Annotated in this window: 12 protein-coding genes and 1 pseudogene; all 13 read right to left on the reverse strand. The window is 61.1% G+C overall.

Going from position 1 to position 13,590, the window contains the following annotated elements; translation table 11 throughout:
• Positions 1-370 precede the first annotated feature (370 nt).
• The gene (uvrB, locus tag D7Y61_RS21870) at positions 371-2,350 is read right to left on the reverse strand and encodes an excinuclease ABC subunit UvrB (RefSeq protein ID WP_017354485.1); all 1,980 of its coding nucleotides are present in this window, start codon (positions 2,348-2,350) and stop codon (positions 371-373) included.
• A 233-nt stretch (positions 2,351-2,583) separates the two neighbouring features.
• Entirely contained in the window at positions 2,584-3,507 is a 924-nt protein-coding gene (locus tag D7Y61_RS21875; RefSeq protein ID WP_227832955.1) for a bestrophin family protein, read from the reverse strand.
• 120 nt (positions 3,508-3,627) lie between these two features.
• Positions 3,628-5,649, reverse strand: a complete 2,022-nt coding sequence (locus tag D7Y61_RS21880) for a cache domain-containing protein (protein WP_017354487.1) — start codon at positions 5,647-5,649, stop codon at positions 3,628-3,630.
• Positions 5,650-5,658: 9 nt separating this feature from the next.
• On the reverse strand, positions 5,659-7,056 hold the full coding sequence (locus tag D7Y61_RS21885; RefSeq protein WP_026070510.1) for a sigma-54-dependent transcriptional regulator: 1,398 nt from the start codon (positions 7,054-7,056) through the stop codon (positions 5,659-5,661).
• A gap of 685 nt (positions 7,057-7,741) precedes the next feature.
• Positions 7,742-8,401 (reverse strand): annotated as a pseudogene (locus D7Y61_RS21890) (ATP-binding cassette domain-containing protein); the annotation flags it as partial.
• Positions 8,391-9,074: a molybdate ABC transporter permease subunit gene (gene modB / locus D7Y61_RS21895; RefSeq protein WP_005413347.1), complete on the reverse strand. Its 684-nt coding sequence runs from the start codon at positions 9,072-9,074 to the stop codon at positions 8,391-8,393. The gene modB and the pseudogene D7Y61_RS21890, both read right to left, overlap by 11 nt.
• A 3-nt stretch (positions 9,075-9,077) precedes the next feature.
• A complete protein-coding gene (gene modA, locus D7Y61_RS21900) occupies positions 9,078-9,821 on the reverse strand; it encodes a molybdate ABC transporter substrate-binding protein (protein ID WP_026070511.1) in 744 nt (247 codons plus the stop codon).
• A gap of 87 nt (positions 9,822-9,908) precedes the next feature.
• A complete protein-coding gene (locus D7Y61_RS21905) occupies positions 9,909-10,268 on the reverse strand; it encodes a hypothetical protein (RefSeq protein WP_017354491.1) in 360 nt (119 codons plus the stop codon).
• On the reverse strand, positions 10,265-10,831 hold the full coding sequence (gene mobA, locus D7Y61_RS21910) for a molybdenum cofactor guanylyltransferase (RefSeq protein ID WP_026070512.1): 567 nt from the start codon (positions 10,829-10,831) through the stop codon (positions 10,265-10,267). The genes D7Y61_RS21905 and mobA overlap by 4 nt, the downstream gene beginning before the upstream one ends.
• Entirely contained in the window at positions 10,797-11,315 is a 519-nt protein-coding gene (locus D7Y61_RS21915; protein WP_017354493.1) for a molybdenum cofactor biosynthesis protein MoaE, read from the reverse strand. Before D7Y61_RS21915 ends, mobA begins: the two co-directional genes overlap by 35 nt.
• A 3-nt stretch (positions 11,316-11,318) precedes the next feature.
• On the reverse strand, positions 11,319-11,579 hold the full coding sequence (locus D7Y61_RS21920) for a MoaD/ThiS family protein (protein ID WP_017354494.1): 261 nt from the start codon (positions 11,577-11,579) through the stop codon (positions 11,319-11,321).
• Positions 11,579-12,832 carry a molybdopterin molybdotransferase MoeA gene (locus D7Y61_RS21925; protein ID WP_017354495.1) on the reverse strand — a complete coding sequence of 418 codons (1,254 nt, stop codon included), beginning with the start codon at positions 12,830-12,832 and terminating at the stop codon, positions 11,579-11,581. The genes D7Y61_RS21920 and D7Y61_RS21925 overlap by 1 nt, the downstream gene beginning before the upstream one ends.
• Positions 12,829-13,590, reverse strand: a 762-nt coding sequence (locus D7Y61_RS21930; protein WP_180869304.1) for a bifunctional molybdenum cofactor biosynthesis protein MoaC/MoaB, incomplete at its 5' end; no start/stop codon positions are given. The genes D7Y61_RS21930 and D7Y61_RS21925, both read right to left, overlap by 4 nt.

A 13,590-nucleotide genomic window follows, 5' to 3' on the forward strand; every position in this document is an offset into this window, starting at 1 on the left:
CCCAACAGCTGGCGGTGAAACCGCTACGATAAAGCCGGGCTCCAAACAGCTCCGCTACTGAAAGCGGGGGGACGTCGCTGCTCCAATGCAGCCACCTGTCCGCTGATCCGACGTACGCGGGTAAGGGCCTGCTTTTTCTCCCGAGGGCTGTGAGGCATTGCGCACCTGTCCGTATCACATGAGGGAACGATACTATACTCCCCGATAGTATGCAAGCTAGCAATCTGCGAGGGTCTTTAACTCCGTCAACTGAGTCTGCGCCTGATTTCGAGCCGCCGCCAGAGGCCAGTGACAGACCCCTCCCGCCCCACCCCCACACCACAAAAGGCGGGCTCCTGTAGGAGCCACGCCCCACCACTCGAAAGAGTGGTTACATGTAGATGAATTGGCGGTATAGCTTGTCTAGCTCCAGCCTGACGAACTCGATCTCCTCCTCGTCCCCGGCATCAGAGAGCTCCAGAAGCTGTCGCTCCTTTGATGTAATTCGATCACAGAGGTCTTTTAGGTTGGCGCAGAACTCCGCTGAATGGGCTTGCGACCGGTCAGGTCGAGCCTCTGTTGATCCCAACATTCCGCGAGACGTTGACGGGGTGATGCCGAACTCCTCATTGAACGCGATCTGATGCTGTCGCCTGTCATCAGTCTCAGAAATGGCCTGCCGCATCGCACTAGTGATCGTATCGGCATACATGATCGCCTTACCGCGCGAGTTTCTTGCGGCTCGTCCAATCATCTGAATGAGGGCCTGGCTCGACCGAAGGAAGCCCGCCTGGTCCGCATCAACGATAGCGACCAGAGAGGCCTCAGGAATATCGAGCCCCTCTCTCAGCAGGCTGATACCCACTAGCACATCGAACTCGCCGGCCCTCAGCCCATTGATGATCTCAACTCGATCCTCTGCCTTGATATCCGAGTGCATGTACTTCGCACGCACCCCTTGATCCTCGAGGAACTCGCACAGCTCCTCAGCAGACACCTTTGTCAGCGTGGTCACCAAGACCCTGTCGCCCTCTCGTACACAACGGGCGATCTCTGACAGAAGATCGTGCCTGTAGCCCTCCCTCGGCCTCACCTCTACCAGCGGATCGAGCAAGCCAGTGGGCCTGATGAGCTGGTCAATCAATCTTCCCTTGGATCTCCCAATCTCATAGGCGCCAGGCGTAGCCGAAACGAAGATCGTCTGGGGCTTGATGGCTTCAAACTCAGAGAAGCTAAGCGGTCTGTTGTTCATCGCCGAAGGTAGACGGAACCCGTACTCGATTAGAGTATCCTTCCTGCTCTGATCGCTCCTGAACATCGCCTCGATCTGAGGAACCATGACGTGCGACTCATCAACAAATAGCAGGCCATCCTTCGGGAGGTAGTCCATGAGTGTCGTCGGCCTAGCTCCTGAAGGCTTCGAGTTCAGGTAACTGGAGTAGTTCTCCATGCCAGAGCAATATCCCAGCTCCCTCATCATCTCCACGTCGTTCGTGATCTTCTCGTAAAGCCTATTTGCCTCAACGATTCGACCAGATGCGTTGAGCTCCGTCACCCTGGCCTCCAAATCCTTGAGGATGGCCTTCGTAGCCTCATTGATTTCTGTTTTGGGGCTTGCGAAGAGTGTCTTTGGAGAAACGAGGTAGCGCGTCTCATCGCCAAGCTTCTTCCCTGTAACCGCATCAATCCAGGTGAGCGACTGCACTCTCCCCTCGTCCGTGAGCTCTACTCTAATTGCCTTGTACTCAGAGTCGGCGGGAAAAATATCGACCACATCGCCAGACACACGGAACGTGCCACGCTTCAGGGTCCGCTCAGTCCTGTCGTACTGAAGCGATGCAAGCCGACGCAGGAAGTCCCTCTGATCCAGTTCGATTCCAAGCGCAAGCTCAACCTGCAGATCCCGGTAGCTCTGTGGGTCTCCCAGTCCATAGATTGAGGACACCGAAGCGACAACAATCACGTCTCTACGCTCAATCAGAGACTTCGTAGTCGATAGTCGAAGCCTCTCAAGGTGATCATTGATGGCTGAGTCTTTCTGGATGTAACGATCGCTACCTGGGATATAGACCTCTGGCTGGAAGAAGTCGTAGTAGGAAACGAAATACTCCACGGCGTTCTCGGGGAACAGCGCCTTCATCTCCCCGTAGAGCTGAGCAGTCAACGTCTTGTTTGGCGCAAGAATGAGCGTGGGTCGCTTCAGCCGATGGATCACATTGGCCATCGTGAAGGTCTTCCCTGACCCTGTAATTCCCTTCAAGGTCTGATGTGTTGCTCCCTCCTCGATGCCAGCAATTAGCCTGGCAATCGCTTCGGGTTGATCCCCGGCCGGCGTATGATCCGAATGCATTACGAACATATCTGTTGACATCACTTACGCTCCTACTGGCTCATTCTTGATCGTTAGAGGAACTATTCCCGTCTCACAGACTCCATCCCATATGTGCGAGCGGAACCAAGGGGGCTGTACGAATGCTATCTTTGGGCGAGTTCCTTTCAGGTGAGCCTGGCAACCCATGCCTGACTAGCGCTAGGGCGTGAGCTGGCATGTCGTTACATGCCGGAGCGGCCTCAGAAGTGCACCCGCCGCCCTCCGCTCACGCCTCACTCCTCCCTACCTGGCTGCTGTACCGACTCCTGATCGACCGCAGTCAGAGCCAGCGTTGACATTAGCTCTGTCTCGATCGTCCTCTGCATTGAGTAGATCGGGAGCGCGTTCGGCGCGGAACTGAATGGCTCCTCCAGCTGACGGCCCAGCGCATCGAGACCAAAAAACGTGTACGCCACAATGAGCACCGGTAAAAAGGTCCACCACCCCAATGTTCCTGCCAGCGCAAAAGGAAGTGTTGTGCAGAATACGATCGCAGTCCGGTGAAGCAGCAGCGAATACGAGAATGGAATCGGAGTATTGAGTATCCTCTCGCACCCCCCCTGGATACGAGCCAAGTTGGCAAGCTGCTTATCCATCACCGAGTACTGAATCGAGTCGATCCTTCCCTCATGAGCCAGATGGGCAAGCTTCAAGCCAATGCCCTGGAGCACAGCGTCCGTCGGATTCGGGCCTTGTGATGCCTTGCCAATATCCCACCAAGGTGCGATCGCATGGGCTTCGTCGGCCCGGCGCAGTCGAGAATAGAGGCCAGCACTGAAGCCACACAGGCCTCGCAGGATCTGTGCTCGGCTGTTTGGATCCAGCAGGGACGTCTGCCTGGCTATTGAGCGACACGCTATGACCAGGTCACCCCAAAGGTGCCTCGCCTCCCACCATCTGGAGTAGCAAGCGTTGTTTCGAAAGCTCATGAATACGGAAAGTGCGATACCAATGAGCGTGAACGGAACGGCACTGAAGCGAGCAAAGATTCCTGGATGCTCCGTTGATGCGAGCACCGCTCCTGCGGTCACAATGCTAATCAGTAGTAGATGCAATGCGATCCTGGGCAGGATGGTACCCCTGACGGCAAACGCAACGTCCCACAACGTCGGCTGCCTTCGCATTCTCGTTTCAACATCTGGGAGACGGTGTGTCATGCCAACCTCTGATTCATTGATCGACTGCTGGCGTCGATACGCCTAGGCAACAAATTCCTTCCACTTGAGTTCGAAATGCGAATGACATCACGCCGTTCGCATGACACTGCTACAGCAGGTCTAAAGCAGTTCATCGTCGGCAGCCTCGGGCATCCATAGTTCAATGACCGTCCCTGTCAGGCCGGTTCTCACTACCGACAGGCTGCCACCGTGGCGGTTGGCAAGCATCTGACTGATGGAAAGACCCAGCCCAGTACCTTGACGATGTTTGGTCGTAAAGAATGGCTCAAAAATTCGGACCAGAATGTCCTGAGGAATGCCGCTTCCAGTATCTGAGACTCGCAAAGCGACGCCAGGGTGACCATGAACGTCGTCAACGTCCAACGTCGCCAATCCCAGCGTTCCGCCCTTCTGCATGACATAGATTGCATTGATCAGGAGGTTCACAAGAATTTGCTGCAGCTCGCCCCGATTGCCCGTTACGAGCCGTGTGGACAGGAAGTTCTTCTCTATCTTCACGGGATGGCGCTTGATGAGGTGTTGAATCAGGGGCAGCGTCTCCAACATCAGCGTGGCAGGCTCTAACAGCTCACTATGACCGGAGTACTCACTGGGCTTGGAGAACTGCAGCAACTTGGAAACAATGGTGCTGATACGCCCAATTTGATCCTCAATGAGGTCAATCTCTTCTCCAAACCCTTGACCCTCGGGCTCCCTGATCGAGTCACGCAGAAGCTCGAGGTTCCCCTGCATGACGGCAAGCGGATTGTTGATCTCGTGCGCTATTCCTGCTGCGATCTCGCCAATTGTTGCCAGCTTCTCAGTGACAATCAGGTGCTGGGTCGTCTCTTCCAACCGTCTATTGGCTAGTGCGAGACCAGCAGTTCGCTCCTCTACCCTGGAATTGAGCTCCTCGTTCCAGGCGACCAGCTGCCGTTCCTTCTCTTCCAGCTGACAGAGCAGCTGGTCCAAGTGCGAAGCGACACGTCCGATTTCATCATTGGATGCCCCTGCTCCGGAGCGAGCACTGCGGTCGCCCGCCTTGACCCGTCCAATTGCCTGATCCATCCGCTCAAGTGGCTTGAACACGCCGCGAGCGATGTACAGAAAAAGGGGTACGGTGATGACTGCAACAAGGAGGCAACCGAACACGATCGCTCCGATGGAATTTCGACGGGCGGTGGTGAATGGCTCCTCCAGAAAGCCCACGAAGAGCATACCAATAGGTACGCCCCGGCCATTGAGAATGGGCATATAGCCGGCAATGTACCAATCATTGACTACGTAGGCTCTCGCCTGCCAGGTCTTTCCCTGGCCCAGCACGGCCTCGGCCACTTCAGAAGACACCCGTGTCCCCGACGCTGGGTTCCCTCCCGCCAACAACGCGTTGGTGCTGATGCGGGTATCACCAAGGAAGATGGAGGCTATCCCTGTTGCGCCAGTACGCAGGGCCTTATCTCGGTAGACAAGATCAGTGATCTGCTTGATGAACTCGGTGTTGTGGTTCAGCAGAGTACCCGCAATCAAGACGCCAACCTGATTGTTTGGAAGTGCAACCGGCGTTGCAGCTTGAATCATTAGGCCCCGCTTCTCACTCTGGGCCGAATCGACAGGATTCCTTGCGTTATGCGGACGAATGACCTCGGCCCGTGCGGCGAGCTTTGGGGAGATCTCCATCAGATCGTCCCGGCTTACCACCCCCACCTCCACGCTGGACGCTCCCTTCAGGGCCTTTTCGATGACTGACCAGTCCAAGTCAAGCTCAGCTGGCGAGGCCGGCTCACTACTAGCCAACAAGCGACCGTTTGAATCCAACAGTGCGATGAAGTCTAGTGAACCACCTTGGGCTTTCGACGCTAGTAGGCTGCCAAGCTCTGCATTCTTGTTGACCCCCTGGCTAATGACGCCATGGAAGCTCTGCGAATCAGCAATCGCAGCCAGCGTCGCGCGGTCGTTGACGAGCAGCTGGTTCATGTACTGTCCCGCAACTTTCAGGTCCCCGCCAACCTTCGAGGCGAGCAGTCGGTCGAAGCGCAAATCCCATTGGTAGATGAGTCCGCCGACGATAGCCGGCAGGATCACAAACATTGGAAGGATCGCGATTAGAAGCAGGCGGAAGCGAACTGAGCGCGCTCGGTTCATTGCAGATTCCTAGGCTGATACATTCCAACTGGAGCACTTACGATCAATCGTCTTTCGCGATATGCCCAAGATCGTGGCCGCTCTTTCGCGATCTCCGCCAGTCTCACGAAGCACTGCAAGGATGTGCCTGCGCTCGACCTCCGAGAGCAGCCGGCTTCGTGGGTCAGAGAGTGACTCCAACCGCTCAAGCTGAGTCGGAAAGTGTCCGAGTATCAGGCTACGCTCAACGTAGTTGTGAAGCTCGCGGACGTTCCCGGGCCACGAGTAGCTCTGAAGATATGCCCGGATCCTTTCGTCGATCGGAATCGGTTGAAGGCCAAGCTGCAGCCCCAGCTCACGCATGAAGCCCGCCGCCAGCTCCAACACATCAGCGCCGCGGTCATGAAGGCGAGGAAGCGACACCTCGAGAACGTTGATGCGATAGTAGAGATCCGACCGGAATGTTCCATTCTTCACTTCCGCAACCAAATTCTTGTTGGTTGAGAAGATGAATCTGACATCGATCGGAATCTCCCGATCTGCGCCAACTGGTCGTATCCGTCTATCTTCAAGCATCCTTAGCAGCTTTCCTTGGAGAGCCAAGGGAAGATCAGCGACTTCGTCAAACAGCAATGTTCCGCCTTCTGCATAGGCGACCAGTCCTTGGCGAGACGAGTTCGCTCCACTGAACGTTCCTTTGAGACTCCCGAACAGTTCAACGTCAATCAACTCGCTGGGAACAGCTGCACAATTTATTGGAATGAAAGGATGAGATGCCCGTGCGGACAACGCGTGCAGCGATCTTGCGGCAACCTCCTTTCCAGAGCCGGATTCTCCAGTGAACAGCACGCTACTGGGCAGTGGTGCGACCTTCGCGATCAGATCCTTGGTGGCCTGAATCGCACGCGAGCTACCTGTGAGCCTGTCTCGAAGCGCAGCTGGTGCACCGGAGCCATGTAGCTCGTGACGGAGAATGGCATTCTCCCGCCGTAGGCGACCGCGTTCCAGGCAGCGCGATATAGCGGCCAGCAACTGATTGGTTCTGAAAGGCTTGAGAAGAAAATCAGCCGCTCCCGCGCGGATAGCGCCGATAGCGGAATCCAAGTCTGCGTACGCAGTAATCAGAATGAAGTCGGCCAAGACCCCTCCCCTGCGCTGGTCCTCCAGCCACGCGATGCCACTCTTCCCTGGCAACACGTTGTCCACAATCACGATGTCAAAGTGGCGCTCCGTCAGATGCTGCTCCGCTTCAATGGTGTCAGCTGCAGCTTCCACAACTTTGCATCGCGGTCGCAAGGCACGAACCAAGAAGCTACGCATGCCAGGTTCGTCGTCAACGATCAGTATCGATGAGCGCGCAAGGTCCGGCCATGCAAGATCGCCGTTTGCGCGCTCTTCGGAAGATTGGTTGGCGCTCTTTGGCGTCATGTTTCCCTCAGTACAATTGAAGCGTGGCTAGTTCCGTCGATTCGTGTTCGAGTTCATTTCGATCTTTCGACCGCTAGATGACGGGTGACATATCGAACAAAACACCCCCTCTCACGACGTAGGACGTTGTGCACCAAAGGCCAGTCTGAGACGTTCAATGCTGTCGACCTCAGTCATATGCCAATCCGGAACTCTTGCCCTACGAGCCTAGTATCGACCTCTTGGTGGCCAAACGGACCGGGGGCTCCTCGCCATATTGCCCAGAGCGCCAATGGCCTCCGTGCCCCTCCAAGCCCCTCGGCGGTCGGTCGCCACGGGAGGCTGGAGAAGTCTCGCTCCCTTCGAGCGGATCATTACGCCAATTCGGCCATATGGGAAGCGCTGGGTGCGCGTTGTCCCCGCCTCGGCCGGAGCCACGCAGCGCGGCCAAGCGCGGGCGAGTCGATCCGCCTTGCAAGAAGGTCCAGGCCCTACCGCTCGCCTACCGGCATAGAGATGCCTATGCACCAGGGTCGTCTCCCATTTGCGCGGCTCGCGGGCAGATGTATCGTGGCTTTGGACTCTCTGAGTCTCCGACTGACTGATGGTTGCTCTTCCCCTCAAGACCCGGGCTTGTTGGGGAGCCGACTAAGGATGGTAGAAGGCGGGGCTGACGGGTCGGCCTCTGACGCGAGCCGGGAGGAGAGATCAGTCGCCCATTTTCGATGCAGGCGATCTGGCCCCCAAATATCTCAATGTCGTTGGGATCATGGCTGATCAGCAGCAGTGGAATACCGGCCCCGTCCAGCACGGCCTCCAGCTCCTGCCGCAAGTGCTGGCGAAGATCCTGGTCCAGCGCGGAGAACGGTTCATCCAGCAGCAGCGCCTGCGGCTGCGTCACCAAGGCGCGTGCCAAGGCGGTACGCTGGCGCTGGCCGCCGGACACCTGCGAGGGCAGCAGATCACCCACCGTATCGATGCGGAATGCGTGCAACCACTGCTCCACCGCATCGAAGCGCTGGCCGACCCGCGGATTCAACCAGCCCTTCTGCAGACCGAACGCCACGTTCTGGCGCACGCTCAGGTGTGGGAACAGCGCGTAATCCTGGAACACGTAGCCCAGCCGGCGGTGCTGCGGCGGCAGATCCACACCGGTGGCCGCATCGAACAGGGTCTGCCCCTGTAGGCGCACATGACCCTGGCCCGGCCTCAGCAGCCCGGCCACCGCCTTCAGGGTCAGGCTCTTGCCCGCGCCCGAGGGCCCGAACAGCACCACCTGCCGCTGCGTGCACTGCAGCGACACGTCCAATACGAAATCCTGGCCGGCCGCCTGCAGGCGACGCTGCACCTGCAGGTCAAGCCACATCACGCAGCTCCCGGCGACGTCCGCCCACCAGCCGCGCGGCCAGCAGCAGGATCACGATGCACACCACCGAGGTCAGGATCACCAGCGCATTGGCCTTGCCGTCCTGGCCGGCCTGCACCGCTTCGTAGATGGCGATCGACAGCGTCTGCGTGCGGCCGGGAATGCTGCCCGCCACCATCAGCGTCGCGCCGAACTCGCCCATCGCGCGTGCAAACGCCAGCAGCAGGCCGGCGAGGATGCCGCGCCACGCCAGCGGCAGCGTGATGCGGAAGAACACCGCTGCTTCGGACACACCGAGCGTGCGTGCGGCCTGCTCCAACTGTCCATCCACTTCCTCGAACGCCGCGCGTGCCGGCTTGAACACCAGCGGCAGCGAGGCCACCGCCGCAGCGATCACCGCCGCCTGCCAGGTGAACACCAGGTTGATGCCGAACCACGACTGCAGCCACGCGCCGATCGGGCCGTTGCGGCCGATCAGCACCAGCAGGTAATACCCCAGCACGGTCGGCGGCAGCACCATCGGCAGGGTCAGCAGCGAATCCAGCAGCTCACGGCCAGGAAATCGCCGACGTGCCAGCAGCGCGCCCAGTGCCACGCCCAGCACCAGATTGATCGCGGTGGCCCAGCCGGCCACCTTCAGCGACAACCACAGTGCGCTCCAGTCGAGATCCATGCCTCAGGGCTTGCCGAACCCATGCTTGGCCAGGATCGCCTGGCCCTGTGCCGAACGCACGAAGGTGGTGAAGCGCTTGGCTTCAACCGGTTGCGCACTGGCCTTGGTCACCGCCAACGGATAGGCAATGCGCCCCGCCACCGGCACCGCGAAGGCACGGCGCACCCGATCAGGCATCGCCTGCGCATCGGTGGCATAGACGAAGCCGGCATCCACTTCACCGCGCGCCACGTAGTCCAGCGACTGGCGAACGTTCTGCGTGGTGATGGTCTTGCCCTGCACCGACGGCCACAGGCCCGCCGCTTCCAGCGCGCCCTTGGCATAGCGGCCGACCGGCACGCTGTCCGGGTTGCCCAGTGCGATGCGCTGCACACCGGCACCGGCCAGGTCCTTCAAGGTACGCGGCGCAGCCTTGGCCTGCGGCGGCACCACCACCCACAGCGCGTTCACCGCGAACACCTCGCGGGTGCCGGCCGCCAGCAGGTCCTGCTGCTGGGCCTGGTCCATCGTGGTTTCATCGGCCGACGCGAACACATCCACCGGCGCGCCGCGGCTGATCTGCTGCAGCAGCACGCCGGACGCGGCGAAGTTGAAATCGACCTTGGTTCCCGGGTGTGCCTTCTCATAGGCGGTGCCCAGTTCGCGGAAGCTCTCGGTCAAGCTCGATGCCGCCGACACCGTCAGGTCGGCCGCCAAGGCCGGCACCGTGGCCAGCAGTCCCAGCAACAACAGTCCAACTCGTTTCATCATTGGTTTCCCCGTTTGGTTGGGTTTAGATCGGTTTCACCGCCTATCCTTGGCATCGCAGGCGCTACATAGCTGGCCCGCCCAGAGCTAGGTAGAGGGTGCACGACGGTGCGGACCTCGTTGGCGCAGGCTGTCTCGTACATCCACATCGAATTGAAGCTGCAGCGAGATGTCATCATCCAGCGCAATGCCAAAACCCAGACCATCACGACAGGGCAAACGTAATGCCAAGGACTGAACCGCTTCGCGAGGAAGCATCAACCGGCAGTACTCGCTCCCCTCCAGAAGCACCGCCTGTTGCCCTGCATGCAGTGATAGCACCATGCCCCAGCCGCGATCGCCGCCGAACCGCGTCAGGTTCTCCACCGATTCGCCGGCCAGCAACTGCGCTAGCTCCTCTTCATCAACGCGCAGACGAACTGCCTGCCGCTGTAGCTGGACTTTCATGATGCAATGAACTCGAGCTCGGTTGAGGTGTTGCAGTTGAGTAGCTGGTCGTATTCGCTATCCGCCAGTGGCAGCTCGATTGCGCCCAAGCGTTCTCGCAGGGCGTGTAGCGAGCGGTGCGCCGCCGGATTCTCGATCAATTCCCGCAACACATGCCGGCAATGGTCATCAATCTGCAACCGCATCGGCAGGGGTTCTTCCGCAAACAGCACACAGGCAGCCGAAGGCGCATCACGTAACCGTTGTAGTAACGCCGGGGTCACATTGGGCGTATCCACCGGAAGCACCAGAGCGGCAGCGTCCGGCATGCACATGGCCACACTGTAGAGCCCGCCCAACGGGCCGCAGCGTGCCACGCGATCAGGAATGCCACCGAAGGCCGGGTAGTTGCCACTCACCCATACCCTTTCCGCACCTGCCTGTCGCAGCAGGCCACGCATGTGCTCTAGCAGGGTTCGCCCGTGCCACGGTAGCAGCGCCTTGTCACGGCCCATCCGGCTGGAAAGACCACCGGCCAGCACGATGCCGTCAGTGGGAATGTTCGTGATCGTGTGCACATTCATGGGCATTGTCATGAGCTTGCGTGGGTTCGTTATCCGCATGGCAGAGACTGCAGCCTTCGGTCCACTCGCTGTCGCCGTCCTCGTAATGCTCCTGCTTCCAGATCGGGCACTGGTGCTTGACCACCTCGATCAACTGCCGGCAGGCCCGGAATGCCTCGTCTCGATGCGGGCTGCCGGCGGCCACCACCACCGCCACATCGCCAATGCCCAACCGGCCCTTGGCGTGGGCCACATACAGCTTCAGCTTCGGACCGAACGTCGCCTCGACCTCTGCCGCCAGGCGCTTGAACTCGTTCAGCACCAAAGGTTCGAACAGGTCGTACGTGATCCCGGTCACCGGCCGGCCGATGTTGACGTCGCGCACCTTGCCGATGAACACGTCGATGCCGCCGAAGCCCGGATCAGATACCGCCGCGATGCCTTCGGCCGGATCGATCGCCGCCTGCGCGCGGTCCACCACCGTCGCGATGATCTTCTCGCTCATCGCTCAGCCCCCGCTCACTGGTGGCAGGATCGCCACGCGGCCATCGTCGGGCAGCGCCTCGTGGTCGCGCAGCACGCGTTGCTGGTCGGCAAACGCCGAGTAGTCCAGCAGGCCCGCGCGGAAACCCGGCCAACGCACCGGCAGCAGCTCGCGCAGCGCCTGGCGCAGATCGGCCACGGTGCCACCGGCCACATCGACGGCGATTTCGCGGCTGGCATCCAGATCGGAAAACGCACCGAACAACTGCAGATTCACCTGTTTCATCATGACTCCTGGCTCACCAGCTGCACCGGTTCGTGGTGACCCCAGCCCTGCACGCGCACGAAGGTGCCAGCGCTGGCCAGGTCTCCCTCGGCCTCCAGCACCACCCAGGCGTTGGCCTGCAGCATGGACATCAAACGGAACGACTCCTGCCCGGACAGTACGCGCGCACTCAGGCGCCCCTGCCCGTCCATTTCCACCCGCGCCCGCGCGTGGAAGCGCAGACCGGGCGGCTTGCGCACGTCGGCCTGCAGCGGCAGCCGCAACACCGGTTCCGGTGCAAGCCCCAGCAGGCGGCGCAGTACCGGCTCGACGAAGAAGCGCTGGCCCACGGCAGCCGAAACCGGGTTGCCGGGCAGGCCGAAGTACAGCGCGCCATTGGGCAACACCGCGAACAACAACGGCTTGCCGGGGCGGATCGCCACCTTATGGAAGACGATGCGCGCACCACGGCCACGCAGCGCATCGGGAACGAAGTCGTAGCGGCCGGCCGACACCGCGCCGGTACTGATCAGCAGCTGCGCGCCAGCGGCCAGCGCTTCATCCAGCACCGCATTGAACGCGGCCACGTCGTCGCCCACCGTGCCCTGCCAGACCACCTCGGCACCGGCCGCCTGCAGGCGGCCCACCAGGTAGGGGCGATTGCTGTCACGGATCTGGCCCGATTCCAGCGCCTGCGCCGCCTCGGTCACCAGTTCCTTGCCGGTGGCGATCACCGCCGCCCTCGGCCGCGCCACCACCGCCACCTCACCCACGCCCAGGGCGTGCAGCAGGGTGCGGGCATTGATATCCAGCACCTGGCCGGCGCACAGCACGCGCTCACCCTCGCGCACGTCCTGGCCGCGCAGGCGCACGTTCTGGCCCGGCTTCACCGTCGCGGTCAGCGCGATGCGGGTCGGGCGGCCGTCCTCGCTGGCGAGGATCTCCACGTTCTCGACCGGCACCACCGTATCCAGGCCAACCGGCATGCGCGCTCCGGTCATGATTTCCCAGGCACCCTCGCCGCCTTCGGCGCCGGCATCGCCGGCTGCCTGCCAGCCCTGCACCGCGAATTCGGTACCGGCCTCGAACGTCGCGCCGTTGGCGCGCAGCGCAAAGCCGTCCATCGCCGAATTGTCGAACGGCGGCAACGACTGCCCGCTGTGGATGTCACTGGCCAGGGTACGGCCGCCGGCTTCATGCAGCGGCACGCGCTCGGCCGGCAGCGGCGTGGCCGCGTCCAGCAGGTGCTGCAAGGCTTCGCAATAGGGAATCATGAGTGGCCATCCCCCTCGACCATCGCCAGGGCGTGGCCCAGTACCGGCGCCAGGATATCCAGGCACTGCGCCGCCGCCTTCGGGCTGCCGGGCAGCGCGAACACCAGCATGTTGCCCAGCTGCACCACCTCGGCGCGGCTCAGCCAGGCCATCGGCGTGTGCTGTGCACTCAGCGCGCGCACCATCTGCGCCAGGCCATGTACCGGCCGCGCGTTCAGGGAACGGAGCGCCTCCGGGGTCAGGTCACGCGGGCCCAGTCCGGTACCACCGGTACACAGGCACAGGCGCACGCCCTCGGCGGCCAAGGCCTGCAGGCGACCCGCCAATGGCTCGATGCCATCGGGCAACACCTCAGCGGCCACCACCTCGCCGCCCAGCTTTTTCAGGCCGGTCACCAGGGTCGGGCCAGAGATATCCTCATAGGTGCCGTCGCTGGCGCGATCGCTCAGCGTGATCACCGCGCAGGCCGCGCCCTCCAGGCCCTTCGGCGCACGCGGCTTGAAACGCGTGCGCTCGGCATCGTCCATGCCGTCGGGGTGCAGCCAGACACCGCGCTTGCCGCCTTCCTTGAACAGCAGGCGGATACCTTCGATGCGCAGGGCCGGTTCCACCGGCTTGCTCAGGTCGTACAGGGTAAGCAGCGCCGCGTTGACGCCGGCCAGTGCCTCCATCTCCACGCCGGTGCGCGCCTCGCTGGCGCACTCGCACCACACGCGGATCGCCTGCCGTTCCGGTACCGGCGCGCAGAACACCTGCAC

The sequence above is a fragment of the Stenotrophomonas maltophilia genome (genome assembly GCF_013464485.1).
Taxonomy (GTDB): Bacteria; Pseudomonadota; Gammaproteobacteria; order Xanthomonadales; family Xanthomonadaceae; genus Stenotrophomonas; species Stenotrophomonas maltophilia_AW.

Excerpts from the sequence above, each read along its gene's own strand:
- modA (WP_026070511.1), bottom strand. The coding sequence starts at position 9,821 with ATGAAACGAGTTGGACTGTTGTTGCTGGGACTGCTGGCCACGGTGCCG.
- uvrB (WP_017354485.1), bottom strand. The coding sequence starts at position 2,350 with ATGTCAACAGATATGTTCGTAATGCATTCGGATCATACGCCGGCCGGG.
- D7Y61_RS21920 (WP_017354494.1), bottom strand. The coding sequence starts at position 11,579 with ATGAAACAGGTGAATCTGCAGTTGTTCGGTGCGTTTTCCGATCTGGAT.
- modB (WP_005413347.1), bottom strand. The coding sequence starts at position 9,074 with ATGGATCTCGACTGGAGCGCACTGTGGTTGTCGCTGAAGGTGGCCGGC.
- D7Y61_RS21880 (WP_017354487.1), bottom strand. The coding sequence starts at position 5,649 with ATGAACCGAGCGCGCTCAGTTCGCTTCCGCCTGCTTCTAATCGCGATC.
- D7Y61_RS21915 (WP_017354493.1), bottom strand. The coding sequence starts at position 11,315 with ATGAGCGAGAAGATCATCGCGACGGTGGTGGACCGCGCGCAGGCGGCG.
- mobA (WP_026070512.1), bottom strand. The coding sequence starts at position 10,831 with ATGAATGTGCACACGATCACGAACATTCCCACTGACGGCATCGTGCTG.
- D7Y61_RS21875 (WP_227832955.1), bottom strand. The coding sequence starts at position 3,507 with ATGACACACCGTCTCCCAGATGTTGAAACGAGAATGCGAAGGCAGCCG.
- D7Y61_RS21925 (WP_017354495.1), bottom strand. The coding sequence starts at position 12,832 with ATGATTCCCTATTGCGAAGCCTTGCAGCACCTGCTGGACGCGGCCACG.
- D7Y61_RS21905 (WP_017354491.1), bottom strand. The coding sequence starts at position 10,268 with ATGAAAGTCCAGCTACAGCGGCAGGCAGTTCGTCTGCGCGTTGATGAA.
- D7Y61_RS21885 (WP_026070510.1), bottom strand. The coding sequence starts at position 7,056 with ATGACGCCAAAGAGCGCCAACCAATCTTCCGAAGAGCGCGCAAACGGC.